The sequence below is a fragment of the Pseudomonas sp. GW821-FHT09C08 genome, assembly GCF_059418125.1.
Genome location: NZ_JBWKPG010000003.1, coordinates 197,132 through 212,632, shown reverse-complemented (window position 1 = coordinate 212,632; position 15,501 = coordinate 197,132). Strand labels below are relative to the sequence as shown.

General features: G+C 62.5%; 11 protein-coding genes. 6 read left to right on the top strand and 5 right to left on the bottom strand.

Features of this window, described 5'->3' with window-relative positions; genetic code table 11:
- The first annotated feature begins 90 nt into the window (after positions 1–90).
- Complete coding sequence (locus AC07OJ_RS11990) at positions 91–4,698, top strand: dermonecrotic toxin domain-containing protein (RefSeq protein ID WP_495094588.1); 4,608 nt, start codon at positions 91–93, stop codon at positions 4,696–4,698.
- A 2-nt stretch (positions 4,699–4,700) separates the two neighbouring features.
- On the opposite strand, the gene pdxR is transcribed toward AC07OJ_RS11990, so the two are convergent.
- Complete coding sequence (gene pdxR, locus AC07OJ_RS11985) at positions 4,701–6,242, bottom strand: MocR-like pyridoxine biosynthesis transcription factor PdxR (RefSeq protein WP_201146177.1); 1,542 nt, start codon at positions 6,240–6,242, stop codon at positions 4,701–4,703.
- Positions 6,243–6,329: 87 nt separating this feature from the next.
- Between pdxR and AC07OJ_RS11980 the strand changes: the two genes are divergently transcribed.
- The 4 genes from AC07OJ_RS11980 (at position 6,330) to AC07OJ_RS11965 (ending at position 9,583) form a co-directional block, all read left to right on the top strand.
- On the top strand, positions 6,330–6,968 hold the full coding sequence (locus AC07OJ_RS11980; protein ID WP_106802262.1) for an FMN-binding negative transcriptional regulator: 639 nt from the start codon (positions 6,330–6,332) through the stop codon (positions 6,966–6,968).
- Complete coding sequence (locus AC07OJ_RS11975; RefSeq protein ID WP_065902585.1) at positions 6,965–7,411, top strand: GNAT family N-acetyltransferase; 447 nt, start codon at positions 6,965–6,967, stop codon at positions 7,409–7,411. The genes AC07OJ_RS11980 and AC07OJ_RS11975 overlap by 4 nt, the downstream gene beginning before the upstream one ends.
- Positions 7,412–7,421: 10 nt before the next feature.
- Entirely contained in the window at positions 7,422–8,102 is a 681-nt protein-coding gene (locus tag AC07OJ_RS11970) for a GNAT family N-acetyltransferase (protein WP_495094587.1), read from the top strand.
- A gap of 179 nt (positions 8,103–8,281) precedes the next feature.
- Positions 8,282–9,583, top strand: a complete 1,302-nt coding sequence (locus tag AC07OJ_RS11965; protein WP_495094586.1) for an autotransporter outer membrane beta-barrel domain-containing protein — start codon at positions 8,282–8,284, stop codon at positions 9,581–9,583.
- An 83-nt stretch (positions 9,584–9,666) separates the two neighbouring features.
- On the opposite strand, the gene oadA is transcribed toward AC07OJ_RS11965, so the two are convergent.
- Both oadA and AC07OJ_RS11955 read right to left on the bottom strand, forming a co-directional pair.
- Positions 9,667–11,475, bottom strand: coding sequence for a sodium-extruding oxaloacetate decarboxylase subunit alpha (gene oadA, locus AC07OJ_RS11960; RefSeq protein WP_065902592.1), 1,809 nt, complete (start codon positions 11,473–11,475; stop codon positions 9,667–9,669).
- Positions 11,476–11,577: 102 nt separating this feature from the next.
- Positions 11,578–12,993 carry an acetyl-CoA carboxylase biotin carboxylase subunit gene (locus tag AC07OJ_RS11955; RefSeq protein ID WP_003195732.1) on the bottom strand — a complete coding sequence of 472 codons (1,416 nt, stop codon included), beginning with the start codon at positions 12,991–12,993 and terminating at the stop codon, positions 11,578–11,580.
- 195 nt (positions 12,994–13,188) lie between these two features.
- Between AC07OJ_RS11955 and AC07OJ_RS11950 the strand changes: the two genes are divergently transcribed.
- The gene (locus AC07OJ_RS11950; RefSeq protein ID WP_065902594.1) at positions 13,189–14,163 is read left to right on the top strand and encodes a LysR family transcriptional regulator; all 975 of its coding nucleotides are present in this window, start codon (positions 13,189–13,191) and stop codon (positions 14,161–14,163) included.
- Here the strand turns inward: AC07OJ_RS11950 and AC07OJ_RS11945 are convergent.
- Positions 14,093–14,290, bottom strand: coding sequence for a PA3496 family putative envelope integrity protein (locus tag AC07OJ_RS11945; RefSeq protein WP_106802257.1), 198 nt, complete (start codon positions 14,288–14,290; stop codon positions 14,093–14,095). The genes AC07OJ_RS11950 and AC07OJ_RS11945 overlap by 71 nt on opposite strands.
- Before the next feature lie 195 nt (positions 14,291–14,485).
- The gene (gene hexR / locus AC07OJ_RS11940; RefSeq protein WP_010168370.1) at positions 14,486–15,352 is read right to left on the bottom strand and encodes a transcriptional regulator HexR; all 867 of its coding nucleotides are present in this window, start codon (positions 15,350–15,352) and stop codon (positions 14,486–14,488) included.
- Positions 15,353–15,501 lie beyond the last annotated feature (149 nt).

The following is a 15,501-nucleotide window of genomic DNA, read 5'->3' as shown; positions in this document are numbered from 1 at the left end:
CCGGCCGTTACTACTTATCTACCGTCTCGCCCGCCTTGCCAGACTCTACCTTGGAGCTCTTCACGCCTGATACCGGCCAAGGAGCTGCAAATGCCCACCGACTCGATCCCCACCAGTAACCGCCCGCCCAGCACCTACGATCTGCTGACGCAACTGAGTACCGGCCCGTCCATCCGCGAAGTCGCCGCCAACCTGTTGCGCGCCGCCCTCAAGGAGCAATACCCGACACTGAATATCGACCCGGACCTGGCCACCGTCGTCACGCCACACTGGCGCATCGCCGACGACCTCATTCAGTCAACGCCCCCCGCCATGGAGTCGCTGACCTCGGTCCTGGCCAACCAGGCCCTGTCGCCGGAGCCGGTGATTTATATCGACGGCGAGCATTTCCTCACGGCGCAGCCACAGGCACCGCGCGCCGAACACCTGCCGGTGAAGATCGATGCCATCGCGCGGTTGATCAATGAGCTGGCAGCCCTGATTTTCACCGCCTACCAGGAGCAGCAACTCGACTACTGGAATACCTCCAACGGTATGTCTGGCCCGCGCTGGCAGCTGCTCTCACATTCCTTGCGCAACGTGTGGAACGTCACCACGCAGGAGGGCTGGGACGAACACGACTGCGCCATGGCCAGGTTGCTGTTCCACTTTCCGGAGCAGGCCAAGCGCAAGGCCTTCGATACGTTCCAGACCCACGCCTACCTGATCGACATGGATGGCCATCACAACAACCAATCCACGCATATCGGCCTGTCGGACATGGCGGTGTTGATCGGCAAACACGAGCAGAGCGAGCGGATTCTGGCCTACTCGCTGCTCAACGGTTATGAGAAGTTCGAGTCGCTGGAAAAGCTCGGTGAGTCGCTGCCCGCCAGCCTGGTCCAATATCAACTGGATGTCGGCGTGCAATGGCGGCTGTACGAGCCCAGTGCAGATTTCTTCGACAGCCTGGCGTGCAACCTGATCGCCCTGCAACTGCAGGCGATCGGTTCGATTGGCCCGGCCGGCTTCGAGGTCGCTCCCGTGGCGGTCACCACCGGCCAGGCTGTCGCGCGGATCCTGCCGGTGATCGAGGACCTGAGCGAGCACTCGTTGTCGAGCATCCGCCAGATTCATGAGCAGCTCCCCGACTGGCTCGCCAACGCCTCGGACCTCGACGTATCGATCTACAGCCGGTACGTGATCGAACTGGCCGAGGTGCATACCCACAACCTCGGTCGAACGTTCCAGGACGGCATTCCTCCGATCCGCGATTACGCACGCGAGCAACTGCAAAAACAGATCAATCGGCAGAGGAATGGCGCGAGCCTGAGCCTGGACAAGGTCGAGATCAGCATCGAAAGCCCTGTGGTCTGGGGCACGTTTGTGCTGCCCGGCGCCAGCGACATCACCCGGCGCAGCCTGATCGACCTGGCCCTGGAGAACCTCACCGGCCTGCCCACCGGCACGCCCAGCGTGCACTACAACGGCGGCACAGGTCCCGCGTGGCTGACGTACGACTACCTCAAGGGCGTGATCGAAACCCTCGACATCGGCCAACACTACCCCGCGCTGATCAAGACAACCCTGCTCGATGACCCGGAGCAATCCCGTAGCCGGCAAACCCTCTACACCTCGCACCTGCGGGCGCAACTGCCGCTGCTGGCCCTGCAGTGGAAAATCCAGGGCGAGCATGGCATTGATGATCGCGGTTACCGTTATGTCGCCGCCGCCGTGCAGGCGCAAGCGCACGACCGACAGGTCGAGGGGCAAGAGATTGTCATCCGTCGCCTGGCATTTATCCCCACCCTGCGGCCCGGCCGGGAACCGGATGCGGTGGCGAATATGTTCGTGATCGGCCCCCGCGATCACACCCAAGGCCCCTGCCTGCTGTATCGCCCCCTGTTGGACCCGGTGCTGGTGCAGTTCCCATCACGCGAAAACCTGTTGTATGCCATCAAGCATCACCGCAGCTTGCGCGATTCGGTGCTGGCCTGGTTACCCAACGACAGCCGCTTCAATTACGAGCAGTACGTCTTCCCTGCCGCCCTGCCCTCGCCATGGACCGTGGTGCGCGGGTTGGTGGAAACGCAGGTAGTGGTGCAAATGAGCGGCCCCATTGCCTTGAGTGATGAGGTGCTGGGCAACGATCACCTGGCGACCCTGTTCAAGGACAACGCCAATGCGATGGTTGAACTGGCCAACCGGCAATCGGTATCCAACGTGAAGAAACGCTGGGCCACCTACCGGCAGGCCGGCTGGCTGATTTTCAGCGCGGCGTTGCCATTTCTGGGGCGCACGGTCGGGATTGCCGCCTGGATCTGGCAAATCATGGACGACCTGCAGGAAGCCACCCAAGCCGAGCCCGGGCCTGACGGCAAGACCTCCTGGACGGCGCAGGTCGACCTGTTGCTCAACCTGGGCATGGCCCTGGTGCTGCATGTTGCCCTGCGCCATCCACCGCAGCCCCGCCCGCTCAAGGCACAGCCGCCAAGGCTTGAACCGCCAGCGAGCGCCCATCGCCCCACGCCGCTGCCGCGCAAGATCGTGGTGACGCAGCAACCCAACTTGCCCGATGCCGAACTGCCGGCACGCCATCTGGGGCCGCTGCACAACAGTGGCGCACTCAATCGCTTACCCGCGAGCCTCGCGGCAACACTGGATCGCTTCAAAGTCGATAAACCCGCAGGGCTTAGGGAGCCAAGCCAAGAACCCGGTCCCCACCTGAACCTCTCTGCCCTGGGTGATAAATGGTACGCACCGGTCAAGGAGCGCTGGTTCGAGGTCATGCTGGATGAGAACGACAACGTCATGATTGTCGATCCGCAGCGCCCCTCCCACGTCGGCCCGTTGCTGGTCAGTAACCTGGCCGGCCAATGGTTTGTCGACACGCGACTACGCCTGCGTGGCGCCGGGTTCAGGAATCGGCGCAAGGCCGCCCAGGCCAAAAAACCATCGCGGATCGCCGAGCTCAGGGGCCAGCTCACCACCTTCAATGCAGGCCAGAAGCGCGGGCAAGCCGAGGTTGCCATGGCACACGCGGCAATAGACCCGCAACCGGGCCCCTCCACCAACCAACAACGCCGGGCATTCATCGAAAAACTGGACACGCGCCTGGCCGAGTATGACGTGCCCATCCGCCAGCTGCGGGCATTGAACGTCATCGATACGGTGCCCAACTACCAGGGCGACATGATCGACTACTTGAACCAGCAACTGCTGCTCACCCGCTTCGCCGTCTCTGAAACCCTGCCGACGTTCCGGACAGAACTGTTGTCGACGCTGGATGAGATGGAGGCCCTCGCGCCGATGCAAACCGAGAGACAGACCGCACTTGCCGAGAAAATGTCGCAGCTGAATCTGGACATGATCAGCCGCCTCGAATACGCGCAAACCCGTTACCTGCACCTGCAGGAACTGGGCATCGACGGCATGAAAGTCATCCAGAACACCCTCCATGCCTTGCCTGACTTCAAGCTTCACGACCTCAAGGCCCTGCAAATCACTTTGAATCGCTACCTGTGCATCAGGGAAGGCAGCGGTGAAGCCTTCGTCGATGCCCACACCCAGCTCAATGAAATCGTGAACATCGCCGACCTCAACATACAAACATGGATCGAGGCCATGCCCGACGCCAGTGTCAGCGACCCGGGCGAGCGGATCGAGGTGCTCAACAGCCTGGTCGAACAATTCTCCCTGGTCGACCAACGCCTGCTGGACCTGCACGCCGAACACCCTGACTACGTGCAGAGGGAACCGCTGGAGAGCCTTCGCCAGCGCATCGACGATTTCAACAGGCAAGCCGTGCATGAACTGGCCCGACTGTTGAAAGAACGCAAGCCGCGGGAGACCAAGGCCGGCCCGTCGAAAACGCAGCAGGCGCCGAAGAAGAAGGTCATCAAGACCCGCTTCAACGCGGTGGTAGTAGGCGAGCCACGCCCCTCTGACGAGGGGCTCCTGGACGTAAAGGCGCCGGTCACGGGCAAGGTCATTGCGACCTTCCACGAAAAAAGCCCCGGGGTGTGGGTCGAGCGCACGACGCCGACCCCAAGGCCACAACGGCCGGTGGCGGTGGACCTCAATATCAGCATGAGCAACGCGCAGAACCTGCTGGATGAAGAGCCCTCCGCGACCCAGCGCCTCCTGGTGCAGTCAAGGAAAGCCGGGCGAATCCCGGTGGAAATCGAAGAGATGCTGCACCAGCACGCCGCCCGCATGGAGCTGGCAGCGAGCAACATCGAAGAGGCGCTGACCCAACGCAACCTCACGGAGAGCGATCGCCCGTCTGCCGCCACCCTCAACCGCCAACTCAACGAGGCCACGCAACGGCTCTATGCGCTGGGCACCAGTACCCGCATCAGCATGACCAAACAGCAACTGCCGACTGCCGCGCGGGTGCAGTGGCTGCACAGCCAGGGGGCGGTGAACATCGCCAAGGTGATCACCCGCCGGCGCCTCAAGGGCCCCGGCAAGGACTACCTGGATGAGTACGCGATCAGCGATCACAACACCCAGGAAGTGCTGTGGTATGCGCACTTTCATTACGATTCGCCGCACGCCGAGCTCGACCATTTCACCGCCGGCCACCTCAAGACCCGCGAACAACAGCGACTCGGCGGCGCGATCCATCGCACCGGCCTGAGCGACGGCGATCAGATTGCGATTTATCGCAGCGAAATCAGCCCGCAGCTGGCTCGTTCACTGTTCTTCCAGAGCTGAGCTCAACCGCCCTGCCAGGCCCTGCGCAGCTTAGCCAGGGCCTCGGCGATGGCCGCTTCGGGCACGGCGGCAAAGCCCAGCACCAGGCCGGCGCGCTGGTCCGCCGGCGTGGTGGAGTGCGCCAGCCAATAACTGCTCAGCCCATTCACCTCGACCCCCACGCCCTGGGCCTGCTCAACCAATTGCTGCTCGCGGGCCAGGCTATCCACGCGTACCGTCATGTGCAGCCCCGCCGCCACACTGGGCAGTTCGCCGACGCCCGGCAAGCCGCCCGGCCAACCGGCCAGCACCGCATTGCGGCGACTCAACGCCGCCCGCCGCATGCGGCGAATATGGCGCTGGAAGTGCCCGGCCGCCATGAACTCGGCCATCACCGCCTGGGTGCTGACTTCCGAGTGGCGCATGTCCACCGCACGGCGCCGCGAGAACGCATCCACCAGCCCCGGCGGCAATACCAGATACCCCAGGCGCAGGGCCGGGAACGCGACTTTGCCGAAGGTGCCGACGTAGAGCACGCGGCCACTGCGGTCCAGCGCGGCCAGGGGCGCCAGCGGTGCGCCGCTGTAGCGGTACTCGCCGTCATAGTCGTCCTCGATGATCCAGCCGCCGGTGCGCTCGGCCCAGGCCAGCAGTTCCAGGCGCCGCGCCAGGCTCATGACCACGCCCAACGGGTATTGGTGGGACGGCGTGACATAGGCCAGGCGGCAATCTTTCAGGCTGTTGAGGGTGTGGCAGTCGATGCCTTCGTGGTCCACCGGCACGCCCTGCAGGTTCGCACCGGCCAGGGCGAATGCATGGCCGGCAGCGCGGTAACCCGGGTTTTCCACCGCAACGCCGTCGCCCGGCTCCACCAGCAACTGTGCACAAAGGCTGATTGCCTGCTGTGCGCCACAGGTGATCACTATTTGCTCAGCCGCGCACTGCATGCCCCGCGAGCTGCGCAGGTAAGCGGCAATCAGGCCACGCAGGCGAGCATCGCCCGCCGGGTCGCCGTAGCACAACTGCTCCAGGTCCGGCTTGCGCCAGAATGCCCCGTTCAGCTTGGCCCATACCTCAAACGGAAACAGATCAAAGGCCGGCACACCCACGCGAAACGCCCTGGGCGGGCCCGCAGGTGGCTGTGAAAGATGGTTGTTTTTCACCCGGGCCAGGCCCGGTCTGTGGATAACTTCGTTATCGAGATCTTCGGGCAAATCCGTCCATTTTGTGGATAAGGCTGGGGATAAGCCTGTGGGTAACCCTGTGGACACTTTTGTGGATAGTTTTTTCGGCTGGGGCAGTTGGGCCACATAGGTGCCATCACCGACTCGGCCTTCGATAAACCCTTCGGCGTACAGTTGATCGTAGGCACGCACCACGCTGTTGCGCGAAATCGCCAGGGCCGCCGCCAAGTCACGACTGGCGGGTAAGCGCGTGCCGCTGGCCAGGCGTCCGTCCAGCACCCGCTGGCGCAGGGCCTCATACAGCTGGCGCGTCAGGCCTTGGCGCCGGTCCAGCTCGATGCCGGCAGGATTGAATGACAGAGGCGGCGAAAGGGGCGGCATATTGGACCTATGAAATTGGCCTGAGATGGCTCTTACAACAGACCATTAGCCTGCCTACGATGCAGGCATTCGCCAAGGAAAATATTCATGTACACACCTCGCGCCTTTGCCCTCGAAGACTTGCCCGAATTGCAGCAACTGATTCAGCACACGCGCCTGGCGCAGTTGGTGACCGTTGGCGAGCAAGGCCTGCAAGCCAGCCACCTGCCGCTGCTGCTCAACCCCGATGAAGGCCCCAATGGCACCCTCTACGGGCACCTGGCCAAGGCCAATCCGCAATGGCGCGACCTGCAAAACGGCAGCGAGGCCCTGGTGATCTTCGCCGGCGCCGAGGCCTACATCAGCCCGGCGTTCTACCCGGCCAAGGCCGAGCACGGCAAGGTGGTCCCGACCTGGAACTACCTGGCGGTGCATGCCTACGGCAAGGCTGAAGTGTTTACCGACGCCGAGCGCCTGCTGGCGCTGGTCAGTGCCCTGACTGATCGCCATGAAGGCAACCGTACCCAGCCGTGGAAGGTCAGCGACGCCCCGGCCGATTACATCGACGGCATGCTCAAGGCCATCGTCGGCTTCGCCCTGCCGATCGAGCGCCTGATCGGCAAGCGCAAGCTCAGCCAGAACCGCAGCCAGGCCGACATCGACGGTGTTCGTAAAGGGCTGGCCGCCAGCGCCGATGTGCGCGACCAGACCCTCGCCCGCTTTATTCCCCAAGGAGTTCCAGAATGAGCCAGATCGACATCCGCCCGGTCACTGCCGCCGACCACGCCGCCTGGCTGCCGCTGTGGCAGGCGTACCTGAAGTTCTACAACACCGAGCTGCCGGACGCCGTGACCCAGAGCACCTGGCAACGCCTGCTCGATGCACAGGAGCCGACCCATTCCGCGCTGGCCTGGCAGGATGGCAAGGCCGTGGGCATGGTCAACTTCATCTACCACCGTTCCAACTGGAGCATCGAGAACTCGTGCTACCTGCAGGACCTGTTGGTGGACCCGGCCCAGCGCGGCACCGGCGTTGGCCGCAAACTGATCGAGTTCGTCTATGCCACCGCCAAGGCTGATGGCTGTGCCAAGGTGCACTGGTTGACCCACGAGACCAACGCCACGGCGATCCAACTATACGAGCGCATCGCCGAACGTCCGGGTTTCATTCAATTTCGCAAAGGTCTTTAAGGAGCGCAGCATGCCTATCTCACCCGCCGACTGGAAAGGCGTCCCGGCGCCTACGGTCCAACTGCTCGAAGGGCGCTTTATCCGCCTGGAAAAACTCGACCCGGCACGCCATGGCGACGACCTGTTCCAAGCCCTGCAAGGCCCCGGCGCCGACCCGAAACTGTGGGATTACCTGCCTTATGGCCCGTTCCCCGAGCGCGGTGCCTTCAATGACTGGCTCAACAACCATGCGCAACACAGCGATCCGTATTTCTTCAGCGTGATCGACCGGGCGAGCGGCCAGGTGCAAGGCATCCTCAGCCTGATGTCCATCGTCCCGGCCCAGGGCCGCATCGAAATCGGCCACGTGACCTTCGGCGCTCCGATGCAACGCTCGCCGAAAAGCACCGAAGCGGTGTACCTGCTCGCCAAGCATGCGTTCGAACAGGGCTATCGCCGCCTGGAATGGAAGTGCAACAACGGCAACGCCCGCTCCAAATACGCGGCCGAGCGGCTGGGGTTCAGTTTTGAAGGGGTGTTCCGCCAGCACATGGTGGTAAAGGGGCAAAACCGCGATACCGCGTGGTACTCGATCCTGGATTCGGAATGGCCCGCGATTGGCGCGGGTTTCGAGGCCTGGTTGTCAGCGGCCAACCAGTCGGGCTCTGGGCAGTTGAAGAGCCTCGCGGAGTGTCGCCAGCAGGCGCTCTGACACGTGGTTCAACCGCTGGGCCGGCGACGCAATGCGCGTCGGCCCAATGCATTGGCGATAGCCGCAATTATCGCTGCAGACTAGCGACATCTCCCGCAAGCAAGGGTCGCCCGGCCTGACATTTATCCCCCCGCAGCCTCGCTAAATTCCCCGCCTCATACATCAAGAGGTGGGATTACATGCCGCGCATACACAAACAACTCGCGCTCGCCATCACCCTGGCGCTGGGTGCCCTCGGCGCTCAATACGCACAGGCCAGGGGCGATATGGAGCCAGACAGTGAATGGTTCGAACAGCCCGGCAACAAGGGTCATTCCGCGCCGGCGCTGCCGGCGCCTGAAGACTTCTACTTTGCCGACCGGGCGACCAGCCGAAACGCCCTGAGCGTCGCTCGGGTGCTGGACGCCGCCGTGGATGGATTGCTCGCGTCTGACGAGTTCAACGAGTGGGAAAAAAGCCGGCTCGAACGTTACGGCCTGTACCTGAGCACCCTGGAGCCGAGCCGAATAGGTGCAGTGCTCGAGCAACTGGCGGGAAGCCAGAACGCCAACCTCGGCACTGCCACCCAGAACGGCCAGAAAGCCTTGAACGCCAACCTGTTGGCAGCCATACGCCAGCTGGATAAAGACACCGGCGACACCGGTCGCGTATGGCTGCAAGGCCTGGGCAATGGCGGCAGCCTTGATGCGCAACACGGCAGTGCCGGCTTGAAACAGAGCAGCCAAGGCCTGTTACTGGGGGCTGACGGCGCAATCGACGATGCATGGCGGGTGGGTGTGGTGGGCGGCAAATCCGGCAGCGACCTGAGCGCCAGGCGCTTCAAGGGCGAAGTGGACAGCTGGCACCTCGGCGCCTACGCCGTCCGCCTGGACGGGCCACTCGCGCTACGCTTCGGCGCGCTGTACAGCAGCCATACCGGGCAAAACAAACGCACGGTCGACTTCGACTTCATCAATCACCGCGATCACCTCTCGGGCAAGTACAAGGCGCGGAGCCAAAACGCATTTGCCGAGCTGGGCTATCAGCTGCAGACCGCTGACTGGCGCGCCGAGCCCTTTGCCGGCGTGGGTTTCCAGCGTTATCACCGCGAACGCTTCCAGGAGAAAGGCGGCTACAGCGCCTTGAACGTGGGTACGCAGACCCAGCAGAACCTCAGCAGCACCTTCGGCCTGCGCGTGACCCATGACGTGACGCTGGGCAACCAGATGATCCTCAAGCCGCACCTGAGCACAAGCTGGAAGCATCTCTATGGCGACACCAGCAGCCGCGTACGTCAGTCCTTCGCCTGGGAAAAACGTGAGGACTTCAACAGCGCGTTCACCGTCGGCGGCACGTCCCTGGACCGTGACAGCCTGGCGCTGCGCACCGGCGTGGAGCTGGCGCTGTCGGACGAGCACAGCGTAGGCCTGGCCTACAGCGCCGAGTTTGGCAGCCACAGTCGCAACCAGGGGTTGATGGGCCAATGGGCGATGGCGTTCTAAGTCACCGGGAAGCCCGATCGACAGGCAAAAAAAAGGGGAGCACCTGCTCCCCCGAGGATTAAACGGTTATGTCGAAGGCTGTATCAGCCTTCGATCTCAATCAGGATCTCGCCCGGGTTGACCCGGTCGCCCTTGGCCACATGCACAGCGGTGACCTTGCCGGCGATCGACGCCTGCACTTCGGTTTCCATCTTCATGGCCTCGGTGATCAGCACGGCCTGGCCAGCCTTGACCACATCACCTTCCTTGACCAGCACGTCGACGATGTTGCCCGGCATTGCCGTGCTGACGTGGCCCGGCTCAGTGGCGTGCTTGCGCTTGCTGCCGCCGCTGCTGACAAATTCGTTGAGCGGTTCGAACACCACTTCTTCCGGCATGCCGTCGATGGACAGGTAGAAATGGCGCTTGCCTTCGGCCTTCACGCCGACGCCGGTGATGTCCACGCGGTAGCTTTCGCCGTGCACGTCGATGACGAACTCGGTCGGCACGCCTTCGCCGCCAGCACGCGCCACACCGCCGGCTTCAGGGATCGGGAGCAGCACTTCAGGGGCCAGGGTGCCGGCGTCACGTTCCTCGAGGAACTTGCGCCCGATGTCCGGGAACATCGCGTAGGTCAGCACGTCTTCTTCAGACTTGGCCAACGCACCGATCTCGCCGCGCAGCTTGGTCATTTCCGGCTTGAGCAAATCGGCCGGACGCACGTCGATCACCTCTTCGCTGCCGATGGCCTGACGGCGCAGTTTCTCGTTCACGGTACCCGGCGCCTTGCCGTAGCCGCCTTGCAGGTAGAGCTTCACTTCGTTGGTGATGGTCTTGTAGCGCTCCCCGGCCAGCACGTTGAAGAACGCCTGGGTGCCGACGATCTGCGAGGTCGGCGTGACCAGCGGCGGGAAGCCAAGGTCTTCACGCACCCGCGGGATTTCGGCCAGCACTTCGCCCATGCGGTTGAGTGCGCCCTGCTCTTTCAGCTGGTTGGCGAGGTTGGAGATCATCCCGCCCGGCACCTGGTTGACTTGCACGCGGGTGTCGACGGCGGTGAATTCGCTTTCGAACTGGTGGTACTTCTTGCGCACGGCGTAGAAGTACAGGCCGATTTCCTGCAGCAGCTCCAGGCTCAGGCCGGTGTCGAATTCACTGCCTTTGAGCGCGGCAACCATCGACTCGGTCCCCGGGTGGCTGGTGCCCCAGGCGAAGCTGGAAATCGCGGTGTCGATATGGTCGGCACCGTTCTCGATGGCTTTGAGTTGGCACATCGCGGCCAGGCCGGCGGTGTCATGCGAGTGGATGAACACGGGCAGGCTCTGCTCGGCCTTCAGCGCCTTGACCAGTTCGCCGGTGGCGTACGGGGTCAGCAGGCCGGCCATGTCCTTGATTGCCACCGAGTCGCAGCCCATGGATTCCATTTGCTTGGCCTGGGCCACAAACGCTTCGATGGTGTGCACCGGGCTGGTGGTGTAGGCGATGGTGCCCTGGGCATGTTTGCCGGCAGCTTTCACCGCTTCGATGGCCACGCGCAGGTTACGCACATCGTTCATGGCGTCGAAGATGCGGAACACGTCGATGCCATTCACGGCGGCCTTGGCGACGAAGGCTTTGACCACGTCGTCGCTGTAGTGGCGGTAGCCCAGCAGGTTCTGGCCGCGCAGGAGCATTTGCAGGCGCGTGTTAGGCAACGCGGCGCGCAGCTTGCGCAGGCGCTCCCATGGGTCTTCTTTCAAAAAGCGTACGCAGGCGTCGAAGGTCGCGCCGCCCCAGACTTCCAGCGACCAGTAGCCGACTTTGTCGAGCTTGTCGCAGATCGGCAGCATGTCGTCGGTGCGCATGCGGGTCGCCAGCAACGATTGGTGGGCGTCGCGCAGGATGGTGTCGGTTACGAAGATTTTCTTAGTCATATTCGGATCTCCTCATAGCGGCAAGTTTCAAGCTACAAGCTGCAAGTAAACGCTGATCCGCTTTAACTTGTAGCTTGCCGCTTGCAACTTGCAGCTGCTTATTTATAAGCCTGCGTGGGCGGCGATGGCGGCGGCGATGGCCAGGGCCAGCTCTTCGGGTTTGCGCTTGATCGAGTAGTTGGTCAGTTCAGGATGGCTTTCGACAAAACTGGTGTTGAACTGGCCGCTGCGGAATTCCGGGTTGCGCAGGATTTCCTGGTAGTAGGCGGCGGTGGTCTTCACGCCTTGCAGGCGCATGTCGTCCAAGGCGCGCAGGCCGCGGTCCATGGCTTCTTCCCAGGTCAACGCCCAGACCACCAGTTTCAGGCACATGGAGTCGTAGAACGGTGGAATGGTGTAGCCGGTATAGATCGCCGTGTCGGTGCGCACGCCGGGACCGCCGGGCGCGTAGTAACGGGTGATCTTGCCGAAGCTGGGGAGGAAGTTGTTCTTCGGGTCTTCGGCGTTGATGCGGAACTGCAACGCGAAGCCACGGTGCTGGATGTCTTCCTGCTTGACCGACAGCGGCAGGCCCGAGGCGATGCGGATCTGCTCGCGGACAATGTCGATCCCGGTGATTTCTTCGGTGATGGTGTGTTCCACCTGCACCCGGGTGTTCATCTCCATGAAGTACACCTCGCCCTCGGCGAGCAGGAACTCCACGGTACCGGCATTCTCGTAGCCCACCGCCTTGGCCGCGCGCACCGACAGGTCGCCGATGTAGGCGCGCTGTTCCGGGGTCAGTTGGGGGCTGGGGGCAATTTCGATCAGCTTCTGGTTGCGGCGCTGGATCGAGCAGTCACGCTCGAACAGGTGCACCACGTTGCCGAAGCTGTCACCGAGGATCTGCGCCTCGATGTGCTTGGGATTGACGATGCATTTTTCCAGGAACACTTCCGCCGAACCGAAGGCCTTGGTGGCCTCGGAAATCACGCGGGGGAAGGCTTGTTCGAGTTCTTCACGGCTGTTGCAGCGGCGGATACCACGACCACCACCACCGGACGTGGCCTTGAGCATCACCGGGTAGCCGATGCGGTCGCCTTCGGTCAGGGCTTCATGGATGTCGGCAACGTTGCCTTCAGTCCCCGGCGTGACCGGCACGCCGGCCTTGATCATGCTGCGGCGCGCTTCAGTCTTGTCGCCCATGCGACGGATCACTTCAGCCGACGGGCCGATGAACTTGATCCCGCGTTCAGCGCAAATGTCTGCCAGTTCGGCGTTTTCCGAGAGGAAACCGTAGCCGGGGTGCAGCGCATCACAGCCGGTTTCCACGGCCAGGTTCACCAGCTTGCGCGGGTTCAGGTAGCCGGCCAGGGGCTCGGCCCCGATGCTGTGGGCTTCGTCGGCACGCTTGACGTGCAACGCGTGACGGTCGGCGTCGGAATAGACCGCGACCGAGCGAATGCCCATCTCGGCGCAGGCACGCACGATTCGTACGGCAATTTCACCACGGTTGGCGATCAGGATCTTTTTTATCACTTGGAAATTCCCTTGAGCCGATTGCTGCGTCTTCAACCCACTGGATCCGGGTCGGCGCGTGACCAAATGTTTCATGACAGTCGCGAGACACACACTAAGCCCCAACAGGGATTAACAAAAATCAATAATTATTGGGCTGTGTATAAGTAAAGACTTATAGTCGATGCATCAGGGGCAGGCCGGGATCACTAAATAATGCGTAAGTCATTGATGCGTATGACATTGCGTCAATTGCAGATCTTCAATGAAGTGTGCGATTTGCGTTCCTACAGCCGTGCAGCCGAGGAAATGTCGCTTACGCAACCGGCCGTTAGCCTACAGATTCGTCAGCTGGAAGAGCTGATCGGCCAGCCGCTGTTCGATTACGTCGGCAAGAAGCTCTACATGACCGAAGCCGCCGAAGCCCTGCAACGTGCCAGCCGGGATATTTTCGGGCGCCTGGAAAACCTCGATATGCAGCTGTCGGACATGCAGGGCTCGCTGCAGGGCCAGTTGAAACTGGCGGTGGAATCCAGCGCCAAATACTTCGTGCCGCACCTGTTTGCGGCTTTCAAGCGCCAGCACCCGGAGGTGCAGTTGCACCTGACGGTGGTCAACCGCGCCCAGGTGATTCGCCGGCTTTCGGACAACCGCGACGACCTGGTGATCATGTCCATGGTGCCCCAGGACATGGGCCTGGAATTCCTGCCGTTCCTCAACAACCCGATCGTGGCCGTGGCCCCACCTGAACATCCGTTGAGCCTGCAAGGCCCGCTGCGCCTGCAGGACCTGGAGCCCTATACACTGCTGCTGCGCGAACCGGGTTCAGGTACGCGGCTGGCGTGCGAGGAATACTTCAAGGAGAAACGCGTGCACTTCACCCAGACGGTGGAAGTGGCCTCGGCCGAGGCGCAGCGTGAATGCGTGAACGCCGGGTTGGGCGTGGCCTTGCTGACGCGCCACGCGGTCAACCTGGAGCTGGCCACCGGCGGGCTCAAGGAGCTGCCGGTGGAAGAACTGCCGCTGTACCGCAGTTGGTGCCTGGTGCAGGCCAAGGCCAAGCGCCTGTCACCGGTGGCCCATGCGTTCCTGGGCTTTATCCGCAGCGAACGGGTGCAGATCAGCGCGTTGGCTGAGCGTTTCGCTGGGCAGCCAAGGGTGCCTGCCAGTGGAGTTCCGGGTAGTCAGTGATGCTCTGCTGCAGTTGACGCTCGTCGCAGCGGTCTTCGATTGCACGACGGAACGCCATGCGGCGCTGGTCTTCCTGCTGACGACGGGTTTTGACGGAGCTGTTGCTGTCTTCGTAGTGCCGGGCCATTTTCAGTCTCCCAATGCGAGTACGGGGAGTTCAGGATGGCCCTGGGGGATGACGGTTTGGCGGCGCGGGGGTTACAGGACGATGAATCTTCAGGCGCTGTGCACATCCTGTGTGGCAGCTCAGTCAATGAATGTGCGAGCTGACAGATCGCCATCGCAGGCAAGCCAGCCCCCACATCGATCTGTGTACACCCGATTAATCGTCGAGGGCTTTGACTGATTTGGGCGAGAGACGCAGGCTGCGCAAGCTGCGCTTCACACTCTTGAGGTGGTTGACCAGGCTCGGGCCGCGCGCCATTGCCACGCCCATCGCCAGCACGTCGATCACCACCAGGTGGGCGATGCGCGAGGTCAGCGGGGTGTAGATCTCGGTGTCTTCGTGCACATCGATCGCCAGGTTGACCGTGGACAGCTCCGCCAACGGCGTCTGGCTCGGGCACAACGTGATCAGGGTCGCGCCGCTTTCACGCACCAGGTTGGCGGTGATCAGCAGGTCCTTGGAACGGCCCGACTGGGAAATGCAGATCGCCACGTCGGTGGGCTTCAAGGTCACCGCCGACATGGCCTGCATGTGCGGATCACTGTAGGCCGCAGCGGTGAGCAGCAGCCGGAAGAATTTGTGCTGGGCATCGGCGGCCACCGCACCAGACGCACCGAAGCCGTAGAACTCGACGCGCTGGGCCTGGGACATGGCGGTCACGGCCTTTTGCAGCTCCACCGGGTCGAGCTTCTCGCGCACTTCCATCAGGGTGTGCAGGGTGGTGTCGAAGATTTTCAGGCTGTAGTCGGCGACGGAATCGTCTTCATGAATCGCAAACTGGCCGAAGCTCGCACCGGCGGCCAGGCTTTGCGCCAGCTTGAGTTTCAAGTCCTGGAACCCGGAGCAACCGATGGCGCGGCAGAAGCGCACGATGGTCGGCTCGCTGATGCCCACGCTGTGGGCCAGGTCGGCCATGGAACTGTGCATCACTGCCGCAGGGTCAAGCAGCACGTGATCGGCAACCTTGAGTTCCGATTTGCGTAACAGGTGGCGCGACTGGGCGATATGTTGCAACAGGTTCAAAGGGCAGGACTCTTGTTATTGGCAGGTGCCAGGGATGTAGCAAGCTTGTAGTTATACTACAAGAATTGTCGTTTTGCCCGTCCGATGCATCACTAAATCGCCCTGTCCGCCTTTGAATCTAAGGGCGGCCGAGTTGTAGCCGCTGGGGT